This window comes from Methylobacterium oryzisoli (assembly GCF_046557895.1).
GTDB classification, from domain to species: Bacteria; Pseudomonadota; Alphaproteobacteria; order Rhizobiales; family Beijerinckiaceae; genus Methylobacterium; species Methylobacterium oryzisoli.
Window position 1 is genome coordinate 20,147 of record NZ_JBKIBX010000037.1, and the last position, 22,548, is coordinate 42,694.

Below are 22,548 nucleotides of genomic sequence, written 5' to 3' on the forward strand. Positions count from 1 at the left end.
CGCCTGAGGGCCGCGTCCGCGGCCCTGCGGGGGCCGGGATGCCGTTCGTCCGCGACCGTCGAGTGACCGGGCCCGGCCGCATGGCCGCCGCGCCCCGAGATGAGCCCCTGATCCATGACCGAGCCCAAGCCCGCGATGCCCGAATCCGCGACCGGGCGCGACTATTCCGAGACCCTGTTCCTGCCCCGCACCGACTTCCCGATGCGCGCCGGGCTGCCCGAGCGCGAGCCGGAGATCCTGCGGCGCTGGCAGGCGATCGATCTCTACGGGCGGATCCGGGCCGCTGCTTCGGGCCGGCCGAAATTCGTCCTGCACGACGGCCCGCCCTACGCCAACGGCCACATCCACATCGGCACGGCGCTCAACAAGATCCTCAAGGACGAGGTGGTGCGCGGCGCCGGCGTGCTCGGGCAGGACGCCAACTACGTTCCGGGCTGGGACTGCCACGGCCTGCCGATCGAGTGGAAGATCGAGGAGCAGTACCGCGCCAAGGGCCGCAACAAGGACGAGGTGCCGGTCGTCGAGTTCCGCCGCGAGTGCCGCGCCTTCGCGGAGCACTGGCTCTCGGTGCAGCGCGAGGAATTCAAGCGCCTCGGCGTCACGGGCGACTGGGACCATCCCTACTCCACCATGGCCTTCGAGGCCGAGGCGCAGATCGCCCGCGAGCTGATGACCTTCGCGATGACGGGCCAGCTCTACCGCGGCTCGAAGCCCGTGATGTGGTCGGTGGTCGAGAAGACCGCGCTCGCCGAGGCCGAGGTCGAGTACGAGGACCACGTCAGCGACACGATCTGGGCCGCCTTTCCGGTCGTGACCTCCGCCGACCCGGCGCTCGCCGGCGCCCACGTGGTCATCTGGACCACCACTCCCTGGACCATCCCGGCCAACCGGGCCGTGGCCTATTCCCGCAAGGTTTCATACGGACTCTATCGTGTTTCTGCCGCTCCTGAAGAGAACTGGGTTCAACCTGATTTTCGTTGCATTGTTGCTGACCAACTCGCGGGCGACGTCTTCAAGGCCGCTCGCGTCGATGCTTACGAGCGCGTGGCCGACGTGGCGTCCGAGGCGCTGGCGGGCCTGACGCTCGCGCATCCGCTCGCGCGCTGGAACGCCGGCTACGGCTTCTCCGTGCCGATGCTGGAGGGCGAGCACGTCACCGACGAGGCGGGCACGGGCTTCGTGCACACCGCCCCGAGCCACGGCCGCGAGGATTTCGAGGTCTGGACGGCCAACGGCCGCGCCCTGCGCGCGCGGGGCCTCGACGTGGCGATCCCCTACACGGTCGATGCCGACGGCGTGCTCACCGAGGAGGCTCCGGGCCTCACGGGCCGGCGCGTGCTGACCGAGAAGGGCGAGAAGGGCGACGCCAACAAGGCGGTGATCGCCGCGCTCGCGGAAGCCGGGACGCTGGTGGCGCGCGGCACCCTCAAGCACAGCTACCCGCATTCCTGGCGCTCGAAGAAACCCGTCATCTTCCGCAACACGCCGCAATGGTTCATCGCCCTCGACGCGCCCGTGGCGGCGCTCCAGGGCCGGACGCTGCGCGAGGTGGCCCTGCGCGAGATCGCGGCCACCCAGTGGGTGCCGCCGCAGGGGCAGAACCGCATCACCGGCATGATCGCCAACCGCCCGGACTGGGTGGTGTCGCGCCAGCGCGCCTGGGGCGTGCCGATCACGGTGTTCGTGCGCAAGGGCACGAGCGAGATCCTGCGCGACGAGCGCGTCAACGCGCGCATCGCCGACGCCTTCGCGGCGGAAGGGGCGGATGCGTGGTTCACGGATCCCGACGGCGCCCGCTTCCTCGCGCCCGACCACGATCCCGCCGCCTACGAGAAGGTCACGGACGTCCTCGACGTCTGGTTCGATTCGGGTTCGACGCACGCCTTCACACTGGAGGACCCGAAGGCCTTCCCGGGCCTCGCCGGCATCCGCCGCCGCCGCGACGGCGGGGACGACACGGTGATGTACCTCGAAGGCTCGGACCAGCACCGGGGCTGGTTCCACTCCTCGCTGCTCGAATCCTGCGGCACCCGCGACCGCGCGCCCTACGACGTGGTGCTCACCCACGGCTTCGTCCTCGACCCCAAGGGCGAGAAGATGTCGAAGTCGCGCGGCAACGTGGTCGCGCCCCAGGACGTCATCGCGGCGTCCGGCGCCGACATCCTGCGGCTGTGGGTGGCCGCCTCCGACTACACCGACGACCTGCGCATCGGCCCGCCGATCATCAAGACGTTTTCGGAGACCTACCGGAAGCTGCGCAACTCCCTGCGCTGGATGCTCGGCACGCTCGCCCACCACCGCCCGGAGGACCGGGTCGTGCCGGAGGACCGGGCCGCGGCCGCGGCCATGCCGGAGCTGGAGCGCTTCATCCTGCACCGGCTGGCCGAACTCGACGGCGAGATCCGCGAGGCCTACCGCACCTACGACTTCAAGCGCGTGGTGGCGCTGCTCAACGGCTTCATGACGGGCGACCTCTCGTCCTTCTACTTCGACGTGCGCAAGGACGCGCTCTACTGCGACCCGATCTCCAGCCCCACGCGCCACGCGGCGCTGGCGGTGGTGGAGGAAACCTTCCGGCGCGTGGTGGTCTGGCTCGCCCCGGTCCTCGCCTTCACGGCCGAGGAGGCCTTCCTGGCCCGCACCCCCTCGGCGGACGGCTCGGTCCACCTGCTGACCCTGCCCGAGACGCCGCAGGCGTGGCGCGACGCGGCGCTCGACGCCCGCTGGGCGAAGATCCGCCGGGTGCGCCGGGTGGTGACCGGGGCGCTGGAGATCGAGCGGGCGGCCAAGCGCATCGGCGCGAGCCTGGAGGCCGCGCCGGTGGTCCACGTGGCCGATCCGGAGCTGCGCGCGGCCCTCGACGGGATCGACTTCGCGGAGGTCTGCATCACCTCAGGCGTTCGGATCGAGGCGGACGAGGGCCCGGCCGACGCCTTCCGGCTCGACGAGGTGCCGGGCGTCGCCGTGGTGCCGGCCCGGGCCGAGGGGCGCAAATGCGCCCGCTCCTGGAAGGTGTCGCCCGCGGTGGGCAGCGATCCGGACTACCCGGACGTGACCCCCCGCGACGCCCAGGCCCTGCGGGAGTGGGACGCGCTCAACGCCGCCCGGGCGGCGGAGTGATGGGGCTGCGTCCGGTCTGGCTCGGGCTCCTCGTCGCCCTGGCGACGCTCGCGCTCGACCAGGCGACGAAGCTCGGCCTGCTGTTCCTGGCCGACCTGCCGCTGCACCAACCGGTGGTGCTCGCGCCCTTCGCGCAGCTCGTGGTGGTCTGGAACCGGGGCGTCTCCTACGGGCTCCTGCAGCAGGACGGCGATCTCGGGCGCTGGCTCCTCGTGGCGGTCTCGGTCCTGGCCTCGGCGGCGCTCACCGTCTGGATGGCCCGGGCCGCGACCCGGCTCGTCGCCGTGTCCCTCGGCCTCATCGTCGGCGGCGCGGTCGGCAACGCCATCGACCGGGTCGCTTACGGGGCGGTGTTCGACTTCGTGCACCTGCATGCGGTCGGCTGGTCCTGGTACGTGTTCAACGTCGCGGACGCCGCCATCGTGTTCGGGGTGGTCGGCCTCCTCTACGACGGGCTCTGGATCGAGCGCCGCAACGCCGCGCCGGGGCACGGCGCCTGACCGGCCTGTGATACGCCCGCCACAGGGCCGGTCCCGCGTGCGGTCCTCCACAGGCTGCGCCATACCTTCGCCCGAAACCGGACCCACGCCCAAGGTAACGAGAAGCGTCGCGTATCCGCGGCGGCCAGGGTCCGGGAGCCAGCATGACCGACCATCGCACGATCCTCACGCTCGCGGCGCTGCTGTGCGGCGTCGCGTCCGTCGCGCAGGCCGAGGAGGGTGTGTTCATGAAGAACACGCTGTCGAACATCGGCCTGATCGAGCCGGAGCGCCCCACGATCACCTACCGCGAGCGCGCCCCGCTGGTGCTGCCGCCGAAGGCCGGCAACGCCGCCCTGCCGCCCCCCGTGCCCCGCAGCGCCGTGCGCGAAGCCACGCCGCAATGGCCGACCGATCCGGAGGTCGCCGCCCGCGCCAAGCAGGTCAAGGAGGCGCGCAAGCCCATCACCCGCGGCGAGCAGGGCCGCATGAACGACAACAACATGACGCTCTCGATCCACGAGATGCGCGCCGGCCGCCGCGAGGGCGCGGGGGTTCCCACCGAGCCGACCTACAAGCCCGGCGACAACGTGCGCGAATCGACTTGGCTCAACCCGCTGCAGCTCCTCCAGGGCCGCAAGGACGACACCCCGGTCTCCGACGTCGAGCCGAGCCGCGACGTCCTCACCGATCCGCCCACCGGCTACCGCGCCCCGCCGAACGGGCGCCTGGCGCGCGCGCCCGAAGGCCCGAGGCAGAGCATAAGCGAGAAGGAGCGCGAGGAGGCCGATCCGCGCGCCTACCTGCGCTCGCGGGCGCGCTGACGCAGTCAGCGCCAAGCTCAGCCTCGGCGGCGCGGCCGCCGAAACTGTGCCGTTTCCCGCCACGTCTGTCGTCGGCGCATATCAGGCAGGGCGCAGCCGCGTCCTGCCTTAAAATCTTCTAGAAACATCGGTTGAACAGTCCCACATCCGGGCGACGGGCCGGCGATTCGCGCGAGGCCCACCGGGGCTTCCCACCAGGGAAGCGCTCCACGATCACCACGGGCGAATCCGGCAGCCCGCTCACAAGGACAGCAGGATGGACTTGTTCAGGACGCGCCCGCTCACCCGCCCGCTCGGCTATCCCGGAGCCGCCCTGCGCCTCGACGCGGCGCCGTTCGGGCGGGCGGAGGCGGGCGGGCCGGAGGTCGCCTCCTTCGTCCTGGACAACGGTCTCGACGTCGTCGTCATCCCCGACCACCGCACCCCGGTGGCGACCCACATGATCTGGTACCGCAACGGCTCGGCGGATGATCCGCTCGGCCAGTCGGGCATCGCGCACTTCCTCGAACACCTGATGTTCAAGGGCACCGAGACGCACCCGGTGGGCACCTTCTCGAAGGTGGTGTCGGGCCTGGGCGGCCAGGAGAACGCCTTCACGTCCTTCGACTACACCGCCTATTTCCAGCGCGTCGCGCGCGACAACCTGCGGACCATGATGGAGTTCGAGGCCGACCGGATGACCGGCCTCGTCCTCGACGACGCCGTGGTGGCGCCCGAGCGCGACGTGGTGCTGGAGGAGCGCCGCATGCGGGTCGAGACCGACCCGAGCGCGCAGCTCTCGGAGGCGATGGCCGCCTCGCTGTTCGTGCATCACCCCTACGGGATCCCGATCATCGGCTGGATGCACGAGATCGAGGACCTGAACCGCACCCACGCCCTCGCCTATTACGAGCGCTTCTACACCCCCGAGAACGCGATCCTGGTGGTGGCCGGCGACGTGACGGTCGACGAGGTGCGCCGGCTCGCGGAGGAGACCTACGGGCGGGTGGCGCCCCGCGGCGCCCGGCCGGTGCGCCAGCGCCCGCGCGAGCCCGAGCCCCGGGCCGCCCGCCGCCTCAGCGTCGCCGACCCGAAGGTCGAGCAGCCGACCCTGCAGCGGCTCTACCTCACCCCCTCCTGCATCACCGCCAGGGAGGGGGAGGGCCACGCCCTCGAACTCCTCGCCGAGGTGATGGGCGGCGGGCCGACCTCGTACCTCTACCGCTCCCTCGTGATGGAGCAGGGCGTCGCCGTGAATGCGGGCGCGTGGTACATGGGCTCGGCCATGGACGACACCCGCTTCTCCGTCTACGCGGTGCCGGCCGAGGGCGTGAGCCTGGAGGCGCTGGAGCAGGCGGTGGACGCCACCCTGCGGCGCCTGCCCGGCGAGGCCCTCTCTCCCGAGGCGCTGGAGCGGGCCAAGACCCGGCTCGTCGCCGAGACGGTCTACTCCTCCGACAGCCAGTCGTCGCTCGCGCGCATCTACGGCTCGGCGCTCGCCATCGGCGAGAGCATCGAGGATGTGCGCCGCTGGCCGGCCGACATCGAAGCGGTGGAGGCCCGGCGGCTGGCGGCGGTGGCCGAGCGCTACCTCGTCCCGGCCCGCTCCGTGACCGGCTACCTGACCAAGGCCCGCGAGGCCGACGCGCCGACGGCCATCACCGCCGCCTGAGCCTGCGCCGCCCGCACCCGAACCGGAACGAGAGCGGCGCCCGATCGCGCTGCGGCCGGGCGCCGTTCCAAGTCCTTATTTGCCGCATCGTCTGCGACGAACCGGTATCCACTTCGTCGGACAATGCTCTAGAAGAGGTCCCCCATGACCCCGGCCGATGCCGTCACCCGGACCGCCGCCCTCAGCCCCGCCTCCTCCCCGGCCCAGGCCCGCCCGGTCGCCGCCGCCTGCGGCGTCGAGGCGTGGCACGTCGAATCCCCCGTCGTGCCGCTGATCGCGCTGGCCTTCACCTTCGAGGGCGGCGCCGCCCAGGATCCGGAGGGCAAGTCCGGCGCCGTGCAGATGCTGGCGCGCCTCCTCGACGAGGGGGCCGGGCCCTACGGCTCCGACGCCTTCCAGGAGCGCCTCGCCGCGCGCGCCATCGAGCTGAGCTTCCATGCCGGTCCCGACGCGATCGGCGGCTCGCTCAAGATGCTGGTCAGGCACGCCGACGAGGCGATCGAGCTCCTGGCGCTCGCCCTGGCGCAGCCCCGCTTCGACGAGGCCGCCATCGAGCGCGTGCGGGCGCAGATGCTCGCGGGCCTGCGCTACCAGCAGAACGATCCCGGCGTGATGGCCTCGCGCCGCTTCTTCGCCGAGGCCTATCCGGGACATCCCTACGGCCGGCCCTCCGGCGGCACGATCGAGAGCGTGTCGGGCATCACCCGCGACGACCTCGTGGCGCTCCACGCGCGCCTCCTGAGCCGCGGCCGGGTCAAGGTCGCGGCGGTGGGCGCCATCGGCGAGGAGGCGCTGCAGCGCGCGCTCGACGCCGCCTTCGGGCGCCTCGGCGAGGGCGGGGCGCTCGCCGCCGTGCCGCCGACCCGCATCGCGGGCCGCGGACGGCGCATCGTGGTGGATCTCGACGTGCCGCAATCGGTGATCCGCTTCGGTACCGACGGCGTGCCGTGGCGCGATCCCGACTTCATCCCGGCCTACGTGCTCAACCACGTGCTGGGCGGCGGCGCCTTCACGTCGCGGCTCTTCCAGGAGGTGCGCGAGAAGCGCGGCCTCGCCTACTCGGTCGGCACCTCCCTGGTGAGCCACCGGGCCGCCTCGATGACCTGGGGCTACACCGCCACCAAGAACGAGCGCGTCGCCGAGGCCCTGGCGGTGATCGCCGAAGAGATCGCGCGGCTCACGCAGGACGGTCCCAGCGACGAGGAGCTGCAGAAGGCCAAGGACTACCTCACCGGCTCCTACGCGCTCGGCTTCGACACCTCGACCAAGATCGCCCACCAGCTCGTGCAGGTGGCCTTCGAGGGCCTCGGCATCGACTATATCGGCCGCCGCAACGGCCTGATCGGCGCCGTGACCCAGGACGACATCCGCCGCGCCGCCGCGCGCACGCTCGGCGACGGCCGTCTCCTCGTCGTGGCCGCCGGCCGTCCGACCGAGATCTGACGGGAAGCACGCTCCGGCGCCCCGCCCTGGACCCGCCGGGGCCCGATGATCCCGGACCCTGCCCAGGACCCCCTCAGGCCATCGGGTCCTCGCCCGCCGGGCGCAGGCCGTCGAGGTCCGGCCGCAGGACCACGCTCTCCTGCTCGTTCGGGTCCGTGCGCGCGATGACCGCCGTGCAGGGCTCGGTGCGGCTGGCGTTGTAGGGCAGGTGCGGCACCCCGGCCGGGATGTGGACGTAGTCGCCCGCGCGCGACCACATGTGGTGCTCCAGCCGCGCGCCGTACCACATGCCCGCGACCCCGCTCAGCACGTGCAGCGCCGTCTCGTGCCCCTCGTGCAGGTGGGCTCTCGCCCGCGCGCCCGGCGGCATCGTCACGGTCTGGAGGTGGATGGCCTTCGCGCCCACCGATTCGGCCGAGATGCCGGGGGCGTAGGTCAGCGCCTGCTTGCCGACGTAGTCGGCGCCCGCGCCCACGACGCGGCAGGTCGGTTCATTGGAGGTCGGTTCCTCGGAGGTCGGCTCCTGGGCCATCGCGTGCTCCCTCGCTCCTCGCCTGCGATCCTAGCGCGGCCTGGGGCCATGCGCGATGGACCCGACTTGCGCGGGGGCGCCCGGCCACGCTTAAAGGGCGGCCGATGTCCCCCTCCGCTCCCTGGCCGCAGCGCCAGCGCTCCCTCGGCCGCGTCGCGCTCGCCGCCGCGCGGCTCGCGGGCGGCGCCACCCGCCTCACGGACCTCGCCGAGGCCGGCCCCCTGCGCCTGCGCCTGCCCCGTCCCGAGGGGCCGGTGCTCGAAGGCGTGCTCCTCAACAGCGCGGGCGGGATCGCCTGCGGCGACCGCTTCACCGTCACGGCCGATCTCGGGCCGGGGGCCGACCTCGTCCTGACCACGACGGCGGCGGAAAAGATCTACCGCTCGGACGGGCCGGTCACCGACCTCGCGACCCGGCTCACGCTCGCCTCCGGGGCGCGCCTCGCGTGGCTGCCGCAGGAGACGATCCTGTACGATGCCTCCCGCCTGACCCGGCGGCTCGATGCCGAGATGGCGCCCGACGCCACCCTGACGCTGTTCGAGGCCCTGGTGTTCGGCCGCGCGGCCCGGGGCGAGAGCGTGCGCGAAGGGCTGCTGCACGACGCGTGGCGCATCCGCCGGGACGGGAGGCTCGTCTACGCCGACACCCTGCGCCTCGACGGGGCGGTCGCCGACCTGATGGCGCGCCCGGCCGTGGCCGGCGGCGCCCGGGCGCTGGCGACGCTCGTCCACGTGGCGCCGGACGCGGAGGCCGAGCTCGACCGGATGCGCGCGCTGATCGACGCGGCGGGGTGCGAGGCCCTGCAGGTCGAGGCGGGGGCGAGCGCCTGGAACGGCATGCTGGTCGTGCGCCTGCTCGCCCGCGAGATCGGCGCCCTGCGGCGCGCGGCGGCCCACCTGCTCGAAGGATTCCGCGGGGCGCCGCTGCCCCGCGTCTGGCAGACCTGAGCCTCGGCCCGCGTCTTGCCTCACGCCCGAGCCTCGTGAAGGATGCTCGAAGGCTCCGCTCTCCGCCCAACCCAGAGGACGCGTCCGTGCTGCTCACACCCCGCGAGAAGGACAAGCTCCTCGTCGCCATGGCGGCGCAGGTGGCGCGCAACCGTCTGGCCCGGGGCGTGAAGCTCAACCACCCCGAGGCGGTGGCGCTCATCACCGATTTCGTGGTCGAGGGCGCCCGCGACGGGCGCACGGTGGCCGAGCTGATGCAGGCGGGCGCCCAGGTGCTCGACGCCTCCCAGGTGATGGAGGGCATCCCTGAGATGATCCACGACATCCAGGTCGAGGCGACCTTCCCGGACGGCACCAAGCTCGTGACCGTGCACCACCCGATCCGCGGCGCGGTCTCGGCCGACGTGCCGGGTGCGGTCGCCACGCTCCCGGGCGAGATCGTGTTCAACGAGGGGGCGCCGCGCACCCTGATCGAGGTGGCCAACACCGGCGACCGCCCGATCCAGGTCGGCTCGCACTACCACTTCTTCGAGGTCAACCCGGCCCTGCGCTTCGACCGCGACAAGGCCCGCGGCCAGCGCCTCGACATCGCGCCCGGCACGGCGGTGCGCTTCGAGCCCGGGTCGACCCGGGAGGTGACGCTGGTGCCGATGGGCGGGGCACGGGCCGTGTACGGCTTCCGCGGCGACGTGATGGGGACGCTGTAGGATCGACCGTCCGCTCCCACGAACGAGGACTTCAGCGATGCGACGCTTCGCCCTCACGCTGACCGCTCAGGGACAGGTCACATTGCCGGCCGAGGCGCAGAGCGCGCTCGGCGCGGTGCCCGGGGACAAGCTGTCTCTCGTGGTCGATGACAGCGGACGCGCCACGCTCGCCCGGGCGAGCGACGGTCTCGCACAGATGCGGGCGATCGCGCGGCGCGCCAGGGCGGCGGGCGCGACGCCGGATCCGGGCGACGATCCGATCGGGGATTACCTCGTCGCCGAGGACGAGCGCACGAAGTCGCGCCCATGATCGGCATCGACACGAACGTCCTGCTGCGACAGACTCTCGAGGACGACGCCGACCAGTCGCCGCGCGCGATCGCCTTCATCGACAGTGCCGAGCGACTCGCGGATCCGGTGCTGGTGAATCCGATCGTCCTGATCGAGTTCGTTTGGACCCTCATGCGCCGGCAACGGTTCGACAAGGCGCAGGTCCTCGCGCTGATCGACGTCATGATCGCCTCGCCGCACATCGTCTTCTCGGACGAGGAGGCGGTCACGGCAGCCGTCGACGCTTGGCGGCACGGCCCGGCCGGCCTGCAAGACTACCTGATCGGCAGCCTGAACCGGCGGGCGGGCGCCCGCACGACGCTGACCTTCGATAGCCGGGCGGCGCGCCACCCCGACTTCACTCCCATGCCTGTCTGACCGGACGCTGCTGCCCATGGCCAACACCCCCAAGCCCGCGAGCCTGCCCCGCGCCGCCTACGCGGCCATGTTCGGACCGACCAAGGGCGACCGGATCCGGCTCGCCGACACCGCCCTCGTCATCGAGGTCGAGCACGACCACACCCGCTACGGCGAGGAGGTGAAGTTCGGCGGCGGCAAGGTGATCCGGGACGGGATGGGGCAGGGGCAGGCCAGCAACGCGGCCGGCGCCGTCGACACCGTGATCACCAACGCGGTGATCCTCGACCACTGGGGCATCGTGAAGTGCGACGTCGGCCTCAAAGGCGGGCGGATCGCAGCGCTCGGCAAGGCCGGCAACCCGGACATCCAGGACGGCGTCACCATCGTGGTCGGCCCCGGCACCGAGGTGATCGCGGGCGAGGGCAAGATCCTGACGGCCGGCGGCTTCGACAGCCACATCCACTACATCTGCCCGCAGCAGATCGACGAGGCCCTGACCTCCGGCGTCACCACCATGCTGGGCGGCGGCACCGGGCCGGCCCACGGCACCTTCGCCACCACCTGCACGCCCGGTCCCTGGCACATCGCCCGGATGATCGAGGCCGCCGACGCCTTCCCGATGAACCTCGCCTTTGCCGGCAAAGGAAACGCGTCGCGCCCCGAGAGCCTGGAGGAGATGATCCGGGCCGGCGCCTGCGCGCTCAAGCTGCACGAGGATTGGGGCACGACGCCCGCGGCGATCGATTGCTGCCTCACGGTCGCGGACGCCCACGACGTGCAGGTCATGATCCACACCGACACGCTCAACGAGTCGGGCTTCGTGGAGGACACGATCGCGGCCTTCCGGGGCCGCACCATCCACGCCTTCCACACCGAGGGCGCGGGCGGGGGCCACGCGCCCGACATCATCAAGGTGGCGGGCCTGCCCAACGTGCTGCCCTCCTCCACCAACCCGACCCGGCCCTACACCCGCAACACCATCGACGAGCATCTCGACATGCTGATGGTGTGCCACCACCTCGACCCGTCGATCCCCGAGGATCTGGCCTTCGCCGAGAGCCGCATCCGCCGCGAGACGATCGCCGCGGAGGACATCCTGCACGACCTCGGCGCGCTCTCGATCATGTCCTCGGACAGCCAGGCGATGGGCCGGGTCGGCGAGGTGGTGATCCGCACGTGGCAGACCGCCGACAAGATGAAGCGCCAGCGCGGGGCCCTGCCGGGCGACGCCTCCGGGAACGATAACCTGCGCGCCCGCCGCTACGTGGCGAAGTACACGATCAACCCGGCCATCGCGCACGGCGTGTCGCGCCACATCGGCTCGATCGAGCCCGGCAAGCTCGCCGACCTCGTGCTGTGGTCGCCCGCCTTCTTCGGCGTGAAGCCGGACCTCGTGATCAAGGGCGGGGCCATCGCGACGGCTCCGATGGGCGATCCCAACGCCTCGATCCCGACGCCCCAGCCGGTGCATTACCGGCCGATGTTCGGCGCCTTCGGCCGCGTGCCGGCCGCGACCTCCCTCACCTTCGTGTCGAAGGCGGCCGTGGAGGCGGGCCTGCGCGAGCAGCTGCGGGTGCAGAAGGAGCTGGTCGCCGTCGAGAACGTGCGCGGCGGCATCGGCAAGCGCAGCATGATCCTCAACGACGCCACGCCCGTGATCGAGGTGGACCCCGAGACCTACGACGTGCGCGCCGACGGCCAACTCCTCGTCTGCGAGCCCGCCGAGGTGCTGCCGATGGCCCAGCGCTACTTCCTGTTCTGATCTTGGTTCGGCGGTTCGCTCCGCGCCAGACCCCCATTTCCCGGGCACATGCAGCGTCAGCGGAATGCGACCCCGGAACTCAGGGGACTGGGCCGCGTAGCGGCTCCGTGTGCTCGCGCCTTCTCGATCTGATTGACAAACGTACAAATTTGTACGATATCGACTGGACTGACCGTGACGCCTGTTGCCCTGGCGGCTAAGCTCCTCGTCTGGGGGCATCGCCTAGAGAGAGACAAAACGATGAACCGAGCAAAACCACCCAATCTCAGGAAGAAGCGACATGAAGCGGGACGCGTTTTTGCGCGCTGTTCGGCGTTATTGCCGTAAGAACGGTCTGTACTATGACTGGCAGCCCGGCGAGGGAAAGGGAAGCCACGGCACCGTCTACGTCGGAGGACGCAAGACAACGGTTCCGGATAAGGATCTTCCCCGCTTTTACATCGATGATTTGCTCGAACAGCTAGGGCTTGGCTCGGACGCCGTTTGACGATTTAGCCGGGATTGTATCCTGCGAGCCCCGCTCGGATGCTGATGGAAACCGTGAATGCTATGGCGAATTCTTATACCTATCCCGCCCGGTTCCGGCAGGTAGAGCAGGAGGCGTATCTCGTCGATTTTCCTGATCTTCCCGAGGCCCGGACCTTTGGCAACGATGAGGCGGAGGCGATCGCCGCCGCGTCCGACTGTCTGCGCGAAGCCTTGCGCAGCCGCATGCGTGACCAGGAAGAAATCCCGTCTCCGTCCGCGCTTCAATCCGGCTGGCGCCTGATCGCGCCCCCGGCGGAACTGGCCGCGAAGGTCGCGGTCTACGAGGCATTTCGCCGGAAGGGCGACACCCGCAAGGCGCTCGCCGATCGCCTGGGGGTCGCCGAGGGCGAGGTGCGGCGTGTCCTCGACCCGAACCACCGCACCAAGCTCGGGCGCCTTGATGAGGTGGCGCACGCGCTCGGCGGCCGCTTGGTGGTGACCTTCGTGACCGACCCGGCTTAGGCGCAGCCTCGCATAAGGGGAACGGAACAGGGCCTGGCCCGTATGCGCTGTCCTTACGTCACCCGAAACACGCTCAGGCGCACGTGGTCCGGCGCGCGTGCGCCGGTGGCGAGGAAGAGGCTGGTGGTGAGCCACGCGAGGTGCGGGGCCGCCGTCTCGAAGCGCGGGACGGTGCGGAAGTAGATCAGGCCCGGATCGACCGCCTCGCCCCGGCGCAGCCGCTCCAGCGCCTCGGGCGGGCCGAAGCGCAGACCCGTGTTCTCGACGTAGACGAGCGCCCCGTCCGCGGCCTCGATGACGTAGCGGGCATGCACCAGCGTCAGCCCGTCCGCCTCGATGGTCTGGAAGTCGGCTCCGCCCGGCAGCACCCGGCCCGAGAGGCCCGGCCCCGCCACCGTGCCGCCGGTGATCGCGATCACGCGCCGCTCGCCCGCCCGGGTCGGGCCGACGCTGCAGGGCGGGGCGACCGCGATCCGCGCGTCGAACGCGAAGGCGAGGCCGGGCGGCGGCAGGCTCACGGCTTCCTCACCAGCGGGCAGTCGCTCGCCTCGATCGGCCGGAAGGCCTCCGCGCCCGGCAAGGTCGCGACCCGCTTGAGCAGGTCCCACTCGCCGCGCGATTCCTCGGGCCGCTTCACCTGAAACAGCGAGACGTCGCGGATCACCCGCCCGTCCGGCCGCAGGCGCCCGCCCCGGGTCATGAAATCCTCGATCGGCATCTCGCGCATCTTGGCCATCACGGCGTCCGGCGCGTCGGTGCCGGCCTCGCGCACGGCCTTGAGGTAGTGCGTCACCGCCGAGTAGACGCCCGCCTGGTAGCTGTTCGGCATCGCGCGCTGGCGCTCGTAGAAGCGCTTGGCGAAGGCGCGGGCGGCGTCGTCCTGGTCCCAGTAAAAGGCCTCGGCGAGGTACATCCCGCCCGCCACCGGCAGCCCGAGGGCGCGGACGTCCACCGCCGTCATGTAGAAGCCCGCGAGTTTCTGCCGGCCGCCGAGCACGCCGAACTCGGAGGCCTGCTTGACCGCGTTGATCGCGTCGCCCCCGACGTTGAACAGCGCGATCACGCCCGCGTTCGACCCCTGCGCCTGCAGGATCTGCGAGGAGAGGTCGGGGGAGAGCAGCGGGTGGAAGACCTGCCCCGCCACCTTGCCGCCGCCGCCCGTCACCACCGGCGTCACGTCGGCCACGAAGGATTTGCCGAGCGTGATGTCGGCCACGATGTAGAACCACGATGCCTCGCCCGCCTCCACCAGCGGCTTGGCGATGGTGCGGGCGAGCGCGTAGGTGTCGATCACCCACAGCGCCCCGTTCGGCGAGCACTGCGCCCCGGTGATCACCGTCGAACCCGAACCGGTGATGAGGGCGAGCCGGCCCTTCTCGCGCGCCAGCGCCTGCACGCCGAGCGCGATCGCCGAGTTGTCGAGGTCGGTGATCATGTCGACCCCGTCCTGATCGAACCAGCGCCGGGCCAGCGTTATCGCCACGTCAGGCTTGCTCTGGTGGTCGGCGGAGACGAGGTCGATGCGCTTGCCGAGCACGGTCGGCCCGAAATCCTCCAGGGCGAGGCGCGCCGCCGTGACGCTGCCGGTGCCGAAATTGTCGGCCATGCCGGTCGACATGTCGGCCAGCACGCCGATCCGCACCACGTCGCCGGAGATCGCGGGGGCCTGCGCCCGGGCCGGCGGGGCGAGCGCTCCGAGCAGGGCCGCGAGGACCAGGGCGCGAAAGGGTCGGGGGCGGCGGCGGGCCGGTTGCCTCGCGTCCGTCATGGCGTGCTCTCCCTGATCCGGATCTGGTCGTGGGCGCCGTGCGGCCTGCCGATCCGGTATTATAGTTATATCGCATTACAAAATCGGATTGGCAATCGGGGCGTGCGAGCAAGCTCGGGGAGCGCTCCGGCCGACCCGCCGCGAGGCCGCACGGCCTCGGAGGGGCGGCTCGCCTGCGCGCATCACCCCTTCCGTCTTCCACCATTCAAGAACCTCGGCCACAAAGGGCCACCCAATCCCCGCTCCGGAGTTCCGATGTCCCGCCCCACCCGCCGCCAGACCCTCGGCCTCGGTGTCGGGGCCGGCCTCTCGGTGACGTTCGCCGGCGGGCCGGCCTGGGCGCTCGGGCCCGACGCCGATTTCACGCTGCTCCTCGTCAACGACATCTACCGCATGGGCGCGCTCGACGGGCGCGGCGGCTTCGCCAAGCTCGCGGCGATCGTCAAGGCCGAGCGGGCGCGGGGCGTGCCCCTGCTGTTCTGCCACGCGGGCGACACGCTCTCGCCCTCGCTGATGTCCGGCTTCGACAAGGGCCGCCACATCATCGAGCTCACCAACCTGATCCGGCCGGACGTCTTCGTGCCGGGCAACCACGAGTTCGATTTCGGCCAGGAGATCTACCTGCAGCGGCTCGGCGAGGCGACCTTCCCGTTCTTCGCCGCCAACCTGCGCCGGGCGGACGGAACCCCGATCCCCGGCATGCTGGATTCGACGATCGTCACGCTCGGCCCCGTGAAGGTCGGGGTGGTGGGCCTCGCCCTGCCGGAGACGCCCCAGAAGGCGCGCTCGGGCGACTGGCGGTTCGGGCCGGCCCTCGACACGCTGCGGGCGGAGGCCGCGCGGCTGCGGGCGGCAGGCGCCGAGTTCCTGGTCGCCGTGACGCATACCGACCGGCCCACCGACGACCTGCTGGTGCGCTCGCGCCTCGTGGACGTGGTGCTGTCGGGCCACGATCACGACCTCGCGCTGCGCTACGACGGCCGCACGGTGTTCGTGGAGTCGAGCGAGGAGGGGTATTACGTCACGGCGATCGACGTGCGGGTGGAGATCGTGGGCGAGGGCAAGACGCGCCGGCTCGTCTGGACCCCGCGCTTCCGCATCCACGATTCGAGCGAGGTCGAGCCGGATCCCGAGGTGCAGGCGATCGTCTCCCGGCTGGAGGGGGAGCTGTCGCGCGAACTCGACGTGCCGGTGGGGCGCACCGACGTCGATCTCGACACCCGCATCAGCGCGATCCGCCAGGGCGAGACGGCCTTCGGCGACCTCGCGGCGGACGCGATGCGCGCGGCGGGCGAGGCCGAGATCGCGATCACCAACGGCGGCGGCTTCCGGGGCAACCGGCTCTACATGGCCGGGAGCACGCTGACGCGCCGCGACATCTCGGCCGAGATGCCCTTCGGCAACACCCTGGTGGTGGTGGAGATCACCGGCGCGCAGGTGCTCGCCGCCCTGGAGAACGGATTGTCCGAACTCGGCCGCCCGGCCGGGCGGTTCCCCCAGGTCTCCGGCCTCACGGTCACGGTGGAGGCCGCCGCGCCGGTCGGCCGGCGCGTGACGGCGGCGCGCGCCGACGGCGCTCCCCTCGATCCCGAGCGCCGCTACCGCGTCGCCGCCAACAACTTCATGCTCAGCGGCGGCAACGGCTACGGCATGCTCGCGGACGGGCGCACGCTCGTCGGCGCCACCGACGGTCCGCTGCTCGCCAACCTCGTGATGAGCTACATCGCCGCGCACGCGCCGGTCCGCGTGGAAACAGGACGCATCCTGATCCGTTGAGGCCGCATGCCTGATCCCGACAGCGTCGCGGGCGCGCTCGCCCGGTTCCGCGCGAGCGGCTCGCCCTGGCTCTCGCTGCCCTTCTTCACCGACGGCAGCGCCGAGCGCGTGGCGCAGGCCGTCGATGCCCGCCGGGAGGCCGGCGCCACCGTGCTGCCGGCGCCCGAGGCGGTGTTCGGGGCGCTCACGCTCACGCCGCTCGACCGCGTGCGGGCGGTGATCCTCGGCCAGGACCCCTATCCCACCCCCGGCGACGCCCACGGCCTCGCCTTCTCGTATCGCGGCCGGCGGCGGCTGCCCGCCTCCCTGAAGGTGATCCTCGCCGAGATGGCCGAAGAAACCGGCACGGCGGTGCCGACCACCGGCGACCTCACGCCTTGGGCGCGGCAGGGCGTGCTCCTCCTCAACACCGCGCTGACCGTGGAGGCGGGGAAGGCCGGCGCCCACCTCAAGCTCGGCTGGTCGGCCCTCACCGATCAGGCGGTGGCGGCGGTCTCGGCCGCGCAGCCCGCGGCGGCCTTCCTGCTCTGGGGCGCGCCGGCCCGCCAGCGCGCCGCCCTGGTCGATCGCGCCAAGCACCTCGTGCTGGAGGCCGGCCATCCCTCGCCGCTGAACCGGCGGGCGGATTTCCGCGGCAGCCGTCCGTTCGGGCAGGCGAATGCGTGGCTGGCGGGCAAGGGCCTGCCGCCCATCGACTGGCGGCTCGACGCCGCCTGAGCCGGCCTGGGGCTTGCACGGTCCGTCGTGAAACAGATTCCCGCGGGTGTCATGAGAGGCCGGGAGAGGAGAAGCGCGCGGCGATGTGGGAGTATCGTGGTCCGGCCCGGGACCCATTCCGATTCGGGCAGGCGGAGCCGCGATGGACCTCACCACCGTCACCAGCGTCCTGACCCCGCGCACGCGCACGGACCTGCCCTTGCGGCAGGCCGGGGACGCGTGGCTGGCGGGCGGGACGTGGCTTTTTTCCGAACCGCAGCCCGCGGTGACCCGGCTCCTCGACCTCACGAGCCTCGGCTGGCCGCCGGCCCGGATCAGCGCGGACGGCCTGTCGCTGTCCGCCACCTGCACCCTCGCACAGCTCCACCGGCTCGACCTGCCCCCGGAGTGGCGCGCCGCCGCCCTGATCGACCCGTGCTGCCGGGCGCTGCTCGGCTCGTTCAAGATCTGGAACACCGCGACCGTGGGCGGCAATCTCTGCCTCGCGCTGCCGGCCGGACCCATGACCGCGCTCGCCGCCGCCCTCGACGGCACCTGCCTGATCTGGACCCCGGACGGGGGCGAGCGGCGGCTCTCCGTGCTCGACTTCGTGCGGGGGCCGCAGGAGACGGCGCTGCGGCCGGGCGAGATCCTGCACCGCATCGACCTGCCGGACGCCGCCCTGCGGCGGCGCGGCCTCGTCCGGCGCATCTCCCTGAGCCCGAACGGCCGCTCCGGCGCCCTCCTGATCGGCACGAGCGACGCGGGCGGCGCCTTCGCGCTCACCGTCACGGCCTCAACCCGCCGGCCGGTCCGGATCGGCTGTCCGGCCCTGCCCGGCGCGGACGAACTCGCGGCGGCGCTCGACGCGGCGATCCCGGAGGAGGCCTATTACGACGACGTCCACGGCGCGCCCGACTGGCGCCGCCACGTGACCCGTCTCCTCGCCGAAGAGATCCGGCGCGCCTTCGACGGGGGCACCGAGGGATGATCCTGACCGTCAACGGCCACGACCAGGAGGCGCGGCCGGCGCCCGGCCAGTGCCTGCGCACGCTCCTGCGGGAGCTGGGCTGGTTCGGGGTCAAGAAGGGCTGCGATGCGGGCGATTGCGGCGCCTGCACGGTGCATCTCGACGGCGAGCCGGTGCACAGCTGCCTCGTCCCGGCGTGGCGGGCCGAGGGGCGCAGCGTCACGACCATCGAGGGGCTCGCCGGCCCCTGCCGGCCCGGCGACCCGGTGCCCGCGCAGCTGCACCCGGTGCAGGCGGCCTTCCTGGCCGCGCAGGGCTTCCAGTGCGGCTACTGCACCCCCGGCATGGTGATGACGGCGGCGAGCCTCGATCAGGGGCAGCGCGCCGACCTCGCGGACGCGCTCAAGGGCAACCTGTGCCGCTGCACCGGCTACCGGGCGATCGCGGACGCGGTGGCGGGCCTCGCGCTCGATTCCTCCGGCGCCGATCCGTGCGGGCGCAGCCAGCCCGCGCCCGCGGGGCCCGCCCTGGTGAGCGGGCGCGCGCGCTACACCCAGGACCTCGCGCTGGACGGGGCGCTGCACCTCCGGGTGCTGCGCGCCCCCCACGCCCATGCCCGCATCCGGCGCATCGACCGCTCGGCGGCGCTGGCCGTGCCGGGCGTCGTCGCGGTCTTCACCCACGAGGACGTGCCGGCGGTTCCATTCTCGACCGGGCGCCACCACGACCCGCGCGACGATGCGCCCGACACGCTGATGCTCGACGCGGTGGTGCGCTTCGCCGGCCAGCGGGTCGCGGCCGTGGCCGCCGAGAGCGAGGCCGCCGCCGAGGCGGGCTGCCGGGCGCTGGTGGTGGAGTACGCGCCGCGCCCAGCCCTCCTCGACCCGGAGGCGGCGCTCGAACCCGGCGCGCCCCTCGTCCACGATCCCGCCGACCGGCCGGGGGCCGGGCCGCCCGGCGCCCATCCGAACCTCGCCGCGGAGGTCCACGGCGCCATCGGCGACGTGGAGGCGGGCTTCGCCGCGGCGGACCTCGTCGTGGAAAACACCTACCGCTCGCAGCGCGTCCAGCACGCCCATCTCGAAACCCACGGCGCGGTCGGCTGGCTCGACGCGGACGGGCGGCTGGTGATCCGCTCCTCGACGCAGGTGCCGTTCCTGACGCGCGACGCGCTCTGCGCCCTCCTCGGCCTCGCCCGCGACCGGGTGCGGGTGGTCTGCGGGCGGGTCGGCGGCGGCTTCGGCGGCAAGCAGGAGATGCTGACCGAGGACCTCGTGGCGCTGGCGGTGCTGCGCCTGAAGCGCCCGGTGCGCTGGGACTTCACCCGCGAGGAGCAGTTCATCGGCGCCACCACCCGCCACGCGATGCGGGTGCGGGTGCGGGTGGGCGCGCGCCGCGACGGCACGCTCACGGCCATCGCCCTCGACGTGCTGTCGGAGACCGGCGCCTACGCCAACCACGCGGGCGGGGTGCTGCACCACGGCTGCAACGAGGTGCTGGCGGTCTATCGCTGCCCGAACAAGCGCGTGGACGGCTACGCCGTCCACACCCACACCCTGCCGGCCGGCGCCTTCCGGGGCTACGGCCTGAGCCAGACCATCTTCGCCCTCGAATCCGCCCTCGACGACCTCGCCCGCGGCCTCGGGCTCGACCCCTACGCCCTGCGCCGCCGCAACGTGGTGCGGCCGGGCGACCCGATGGTCTCGAAAAGCCTCGCGCCGCACGACGTCGAGTACGGCAGCTACGGGCTCGACCAGTGCCTGGACCTCGCGGAGACCGCGATGGCCACGCCGGGCGGCCTGCCGGCGCCCGGGCCGGACTGGCGCATCGGCCAGGGCATGGCGCTCGCGATGATCGACACGATCCCGCCGCGGGGCCACGTCGCCGAGGCGCGCCTCGCGCTCGCGCCGGACGGCACCTACGCGCTCGCGGTCGGCACCGCCGAGTTCGGCAACGGCACCGCGACGGTGCACGGGCAGATCGCCGCCTCCGTGCTCGCCACCGCGCCGGAGCGGATCGCGCTGCACCACGCCGACACCGACGCGGTCGGCTACGACACCGGCGCCTACGGCAGCACCGGGATCGTGGTGGCCGGACAGGCCACATTCCGCGCCGCCGAGGCGCTGGCGCAGCGCATCCTGGCCGCGGCGGCGGCGCGGACGGGGGCGGATCCGGCCGCCTGCCGGCTCGGCCCCGCGGCGGTCGAGACCCCGGGCGGGCCGGTGCCGCTCGCCGCCCTGGCGCCGCTGGCGGCGGAGGGCCGGGCGGACGGCACCCCGCGCTCCATCGCCTTCAACGTGCAGGCCTTTCGGGTGGCGGTGCATCCGCGGAGCGGCGAGGTGCGCGTCCTGCGCAGCGTCCACGCCGCCGATGCGGGCCGGGTGCTCAACCCGGCGCAGTGCCGCGGGCAGATCGAGGGCGGGGTGGCCCAGGCGCTCGGCGCCGCGCTCCACGAAGCGGTGCGGCTCGACCCGCGCGGGCACGTCGCGACGCGCAGCTTCCGCAGCTACCACATCCCGGCCTGCGCCGACGTGCCGGTCACCGAGGTGTTTTTCGCCGACACCCACGACCGCATCGGCCCGCTCGGCGCCAAGTCGATGAGCGAGAGCCCCTTCAACCCGGTGGCGGCGGCGCTCGCCAACGCGATCCGCGACGCCACGGGCGTGCGCCTGACCGCGACGCCCTTCGCGCCGGACCGGATCTATCGGGCGGTGATGGACGCCGCGGCGCAGAAGCGGGGATGATGGATGCGATGCGGGACCCGGCCGGCGGGCCGCCGGGGGGCGTGCTGGAGCGGCTGTTCGCGCTCCGCGCGCACGGCACCACCGTGCGCACCGAACTGCTGGCCGGGCTCACGACCTTCCTGACGATGGCCTACATCGTCTTCATCAACCCCTCGATCCTGGCCGATGCCGGCATGCCGAAGGGGGCGGTCTTCGTCGCCACCTGCCTGATCGCGGCCTTCGCCTCGGCGCTGATGGGTTTCCTCGCCAATTATCCCATCGCGCTCGCCCCCGGCATGGGGCTCAACGCCTACTTCGCCTACGTGGTGGTGCTCCAGTTGGGCTACACGTGGCAGGCGGCGCTCGGCGCGGTGTTCATCTCCGGCGTCTGCTTCCTCGTCGTCACCCTCACGGGCCTGCGCAGCCTGATCGTGGACGGCATCCCGCGCTCGATGCGCATCGCCATCACGGTGGGCATCGGGCTCTTTCTGGCGATCATCGCGCTCAGGAACGCGGGCGTGGTGGCGGCGAGCCCGGCCACCTTCGTGACGCTGGGCGACCTGCACAAGCCGAGCACGGCGCTGGCGGTCGCCGGCTTCATCCTGGTGGCGGCGCTCTCGATCCGGAAGGTGAAGGGCGCGCTCCTGATCGGCATCCTGACCGTCACGACCCTCAGCTTCGTCGTCGCCGGCAACAGCTTCCAGGGCGTGGTGTCGTGGCCCCCCTCGATCGCCCCGACGCTGTTCGCCCTCGACCTCTCGGGGGCGCTCTCGGCCGGCCTCCTCAACATCGTGCTGGTGCTCTTCCTGGTGGAGCTGTTCGATGCCACCGGGACCCTGATGGGGGTCGCGAGCCGGGCCGGCCTCTTGCGGGAGGGCCCCAACCCGCGCCTCGACCGGGCGCTGATGGCCGACAGCGGCGCGATCTTCGCGGGCGCGCTTCTCGGCACGTCGAGCACCACGGCCTACTTGGAGAGCGCGTCCGGCGTCGAGGCGGGCGGGCGCACCGGGCTCACCGCCCTGACGGTGGCCGTCCTGTTCCTCGCCTGCCTGTTCTTCGCGCCGCTCGCCGGCTCGGTGCCGCCCTACGCCACGGCGCCGGCCCTGTTCTACGTCGCCTGTCTGATGCTGCACGACCTCGTGAACCTCGACTGGGACGACCTCACGGAGGTGATCCCGGCCTGCGTCACGGCGGTGCTGATGCCCTTCACCTACTCGATCGCCAACGGCGTCGCCTTCGGGTTCATCACCTACGCGGCCCTCAAGCTCCTCACCGGGCGGGCGCGGGGCGTGAAGCCGGTGGTCTGGGTGATCGCGGCGGTCTTCCTGTACAAGTTCATCGAATCGGGCTTCGGGCATTGAGGGGATGGTCGGAGCGGGGCGCCGTCCGGGGGCTTGCGGCACCACCGTCCCACTTCCGCCGATGCCTGAATGATGGACGCGGGGAACCCCCCCCCCCCCAGGAGAAGGG

Annotated in this window: 20 protein-coding genes; 17 read left to right on the plus strand and 3 right to left on the minus strand. The window is 72.4% G+C overall.

What is annotated here, in order from left to right; all coding sequences use genetic code 11:
• Positions 1–114: 114 nt before the first annotated feature.
• From ileS to ACKUB9_RS26145, 5 genes are all read left to right on the plus strand, one after another.
• Positions 115–3,120 (plus strand): isoleucine--tRNA ligase, encoded by a 3,006-nt coding sequence (gene ileS, locus ACKUB9_RS26125; RefSeq protein WP_407528689.1) that lies wholly within the window; start codon positions 115–117, stop codon positions 3,118–3,120.
• Positions 3,120–3,620 (plus strand): signal peptidase II, encoded by a 501-nt coding sequence (lspA, locus tag ACKUB9_RS26130; protein WP_407528691.1) that lies wholly within the window; start codon positions 3,120–3,122, stop codon positions 3,618–3,620. The genes ileS and lspA overlap by 1 nt, the downstream gene beginning before the upstream one ends.
• 143 nt (positions 3,621–3,763) lie before the next feature.
• Complete coding sequence (locus tag ACKUB9_RS26135) at positions 3,764–4,423, plus strand: hypothetical protein (protein ID WP_407528693.1); 660 nt, start codon at positions 3,764–3,766, stop codon at positions 4,421–4,423.
• A gap of 256 nt (positions 4,424–4,679) precedes the next feature.
• Positions 4,680–6,074: a M16 family metallopeptidase gene (locus tag ACKUB9_RS26140; RefSeq protein ID WP_407528695.1), complete on the plus strand. Its 1,395-nt coding sequence runs from the start codon at positions 4,680–4,682 to the stop codon at positions 6,072–6,074.
• Between the two features lie 144 nt (positions 6,075–6,218).
• Positions 6,219–7,517 (plus strand): M16 family metallopeptidase, encoded by a 1,299-nt coding sequence (locus ACKUB9_RS26145; protein ID WP_407528697.1) that lies wholly within the window; start codon positions 6,219–6,221, stop codon positions 7,515–7,517.
• 73 nt (positions 7,518–7,590) lie between these two features.
• On the opposite strand, the gene ACKUB9_RS26150 is transcribed toward ACKUB9_RS26145, so the two are convergent.
• The gene (locus ACKUB9_RS26150; protein ID WP_407528699.1) at positions 7,591–8,049 is read right to left on the minus strand and encodes a cupin domain-containing protein; all 459 of its coding nucleotides are present in this window, start codon (positions 8,047–8,049) and stop codon (positions 7,591–7,593) included.
• 104 nt (positions 8,050–8,153) lie between these two features.
• Between ACKUB9_RS26150 and ACKUB9_RS26155 the strand changes: the two genes are divergently transcribed.
• The 7 genes from ACKUB9_RS26155 to ACKUB9_RS26185 all read left to right on the plus strand — a co-directional run bounded on the left by ACKUB9_RS26155 (position 8,154) and on the right by ACKUB9_RS26185 (position 13,145).
• Positions 8,154–8,996, plus strand: a complete 843-nt coding sequence (locus ACKUB9_RS26155; protein ID WP_407528701.1) for an urease accessory protein UreD — start codon at positions 8,154–8,156, stop codon at positions 8,994–8,996.
• Between the two features lie 86 nt (positions 8,997–9,082).
• Positions 9,083–9,703: an urease subunit gamma gene (locus tag ACKUB9_RS26160; protein ID WP_407528702.1), complete on the plus strand. Its 621-nt coding sequence runs from the start codon at positions 9,083–9,085 to the stop codon at positions 9,701–9,703.
• Between the two features lie 37 nt (positions 9,704–9,740).
• Positions 9,741–10,013, plus strand: a complete 273-nt coding sequence (locus tag ACKUB9_RS26165) for an AbrB/MazE/SpoVT family DNA-binding domain-containing protein (protein ID WP_407528704.1) — start codon at positions 9,741–9,743, stop codon at positions 10,011–10,013.
• Positions 10,010–10,411, plus strand: a complete 402-nt coding sequence (locus ACKUB9_RS26170) for a type II toxin-antitoxin system VapC family toxin (protein WP_407528706.1) — start codon at positions 10,010–10,012, stop codon at positions 10,409–10,411. The genes ACKUB9_RS26165 and ACKUB9_RS26170 overlap by 4 nt, the downstream gene beginning before the upstream one ends.
• Before the next feature lie 16 nt (positions 10,412–10,427).
• Positions 10,428–12,155: an urease subunit alpha gene (gene ureC, locus ACKUB9_RS26175; RefSeq protein ID WP_407528707.1), complete on the plus strand. Its 1,728-nt coding sequence runs from the start codon at positions 10,428–10,430 to the stop codon at positions 12,153–12,155.
• Between the two features lie 280 nt (positions 12,156–12,435).
• Positions 12,436–12,642, plus strand: a complete 207-nt coding sequence (locus tag ACKUB9_RS26180; protein ID WP_407528709.1) for a hypothetical protein — start codon at positions 12,436–12,438, stop codon at positions 12,640–12,642.
• A 38-nt stretch (positions 12,643–12,680) separates the two neighbouring features.
• Positions 12,681–13,145, plus strand: a complete 465-nt coding sequence (locus ACKUB9_RS26185) for a type II toxin-antitoxin system HicB family antitoxin (protein WP_407528711.1) — start codon at positions 12,681–12,683, stop codon at positions 13,143–13,145.
• Between the two features lie 53 nt (positions 13,146–13,198).
• On the opposite strand, the gene ACKUB9_RS26190 is transcribed toward ACKUB9_RS26185, so the two are convergent.
• Together ACKUB9_RS26190 and ACKUB9_RS26195 are read right to left on the minus strand one after the other, a co-directional pair.
• On the minus strand, positions 13,199–13,663 hold the full coding sequence (locus ACKUB9_RS26190) for a DUF3237 domain-containing protein (RefSeq protein ID WP_407528713.1): 465 nt from the start codon (positions 13,661–13,663) through the stop codon (positions 13,199–13,201).
• On the minus strand, positions 13,660–14,913 hold the full coding sequence (locus ACKUB9_RS26195) for an ABC transporter substrate-binding protein (RefSeq protein WP_407528715.1): 1,254 nt from the start codon (positions 14,911–14,913) through the stop codon (positions 13,660–13,662). Before ACKUB9_RS26195 ends, ACKUB9_RS26190 begins: the two co-directional genes overlap by 4 nt.
• Before the next feature lie 255 nt (positions 14,914–15,168).
• Between ACKUB9_RS26195 and ACKUB9_RS26200 the strand changes: the two genes are divergently transcribed.
• The 5 genes from ACKUB9_RS26200 (at position 15,169) to ACKUB9_RS26220 (ending at position 22,439) form a co-directional block, all read left to right on the plus strand.
• Positions 15,169–16,689 carry a bifunctional metallophosphatase/5'-nucleotidase gene (locus ACKUB9_RS26200; protein WP_407528716.1) on the plus strand — a complete coding sequence of 507 codons (1,521 nt, stop codon included), beginning with the start codon at positions 15,169–15,171 and terminating at the stop codon, positions 16,687–16,689.
• A 6-nt stretch (positions 16,690–16,695) separates the two neighbouring features.
• On the plus strand, positions 16,696–17,406 hold the full coding sequence (ung, locus tag ACKUB9_RS26205; RefSeq protein WP_407528717.1) for a uracil-DNA glycosylase: 711 nt from the start codon (positions 16,696–16,698) through the stop codon (positions 17,404–17,406).
• 142 nt (positions 17,407–17,548) lie between these two features.
• Positions 17,549–18,376: an FAD binding domain-containing protein gene (locus ACKUB9_RS26210; RefSeq protein ID WP_407528719.1), complete on the plus strand. Its 828-nt coding sequence runs from the start codon at positions 17,549–17,551 to the stop codon at positions 18,374–18,376.
• Entirely contained in the window at positions 18,373–21,099 is a 2,727-nt protein-coding gene (locus ACKUB9_RS26215) for a molybdopterin-dependent oxidoreductase (RefSeq protein WP_407528721.1), read from the plus strand. The genes ACKUB9_RS26210 and ACKUB9_RS26215 overlap by 4 nt, the downstream gene beginning before the upstream one ends.
• A complete protein-coding gene (locus ACKUB9_RS26220; RefSeq protein WP_407528762.1) occupies positions 21,099–22,439 on the plus strand; it encodes an NCS2 family permease in 1,341 nt (446 codons plus the stop codon). Before ACKUB9_RS26215 ends, ACKUB9_RS26220 begins: the two co-directional genes overlap by 1 nt.
• The last annotated feature ends 109 nt before the right edge of the window (positions 22,440–22,548 follow it).

What these genes read in the sequence shown, in the direction of transcription:
- ileS (WP_407528689.1), top strand. Translation starts at nt 115, where the DNA reads ATGACCGAGCCCAAGCCCGCGATGCCCGAATCCGCGACCGGGCGCGAC.
- lspA (WP_407528691.1), top strand. Translation starts at nt 3,120, where the DNA reads ATGGGGCTGCGTCCGGTCTGGCTCGGGCTCCTCGTCGCCCTGGCGACG.
- ACKUB9_RS26135 (WP_407528693.1), top strand. Translation starts at nt 3,764, where the DNA reads ATGACCGACCATCGCACGATCCTCACGCTCGCGGCGCTGCTGTGCGGC.
- ACKUB9_RS26140 (WP_407528695.1), top strand. Translation starts at nt 4,680, where the DNA reads ATGGACTTGTTCAGGACGCGCCCGCTCACCCGCCCGCTCGGCTATCCC.
- ACKUB9_RS26145 (WP_407528697.1), top strand. Translation starts at nt 6,219, where the DNA reads ATGACCCCGGCCGATGCCGTCACCCGGACCGCCGCCCTCAGCCCCGCC.
- ACKUB9_RS26150 (WP_407528699.1), bottom strand. Translation starts at nt 8,049, where the DNA reads ATGGCCCAGGAGCCGACCTCCGAGGAACCGACCTCCAATGAACCGACC.
- ACKUB9_RS26155 (WP_407528701.1), top strand. Translation starts at nt 8,154, where the DNA reads ATGTCCCCCTCCGCTCCCTGGCCGCAGCGCCAGCGCTCCCTCGGCCGC.
- ACKUB9_RS26165 (WP_407528704.1), top strand. Translation starts at nt 9,741, where the DNA reads ATGCGACGCTTCGCCCTCACGCTGACCGCTCAGGGACAGGTCACATTG.
- ACKUB9_RS26170 (WP_407528706.1), top strand. Translation starts at nt 10,010, where the DNA reads ATGATCGGCATCGACACGAACGTCCTGCTGCGACAGACTCTCGAGGAC.
- ureC (WP_407528707.1), top strand. Translation starts at nt 10,428, where the DNA reads ATGGCCAACACCCCCAAGCCCGCGAGCCTGCCCCGCGCCGCCTACGCG.
- ACKUB9_RS26180 (WP_407528709.1), top strand. Translation starts at nt 12,436, where the DNA reads ATGAAGCGGGACGCGTTTTTGCGCGCTGTTCGGCGTTATTGCCGTAAG.
- ACKUB9_RS26185 (WP_407528711.1), top strand. Translation starts at nt 12,681, where the DNA reads ATGCTGATGGAAACCGTGAATGCTATGGCGAATTCTTATACCTATCCC.
- ACKUB9_RS26195 (WP_407528715.1), bottom strand. Translation starts at nt 14,913, where the DNA reads ATGACGGACGCGAGGCAACCGGCCCGCCGCCGCCCCCGACCCTTTCGC.
- ACKUB9_RS26200 (WP_407528716.1), top strand. Translation starts at nt 15,169, where the DNA reads ATGTCCCGCCCCACCCGCCGCCAGACCCTCGGCCTCGGTGTCGGGGCC.
- ung (WP_407528717.1), top strand. Translation starts at nt 16,696, where the DNA reads ATGCCTGATCCCGACAGCGTCGCGGGCGCGCTCGCCCGGTTCCGCGCG.
- ACKUB9_RS26210 (WP_407528719.1), top strand. Translation starts at nt 17,549, where the DNA reads ATGGACCTCACCACCGTCACCAGCGTCCTGACCCCGCGCACGCGCACG.
- ACKUB9_RS26215 (WP_407528721.1), top strand. Translation starts at nt 18,373, where the DNA reads ATGATCCTGACCGTCAACGGCCACGACCAGGAGGCGCGGCCGGCGCCC.
- ACKUB9_RS26220 (WP_407528762.1), top strand. Translation starts at nt 21,099, where the DNA reads ATGGATGCGATGCGGGACCCGGCCGGCGGGCCGCCGGGGGGCGTGCTG.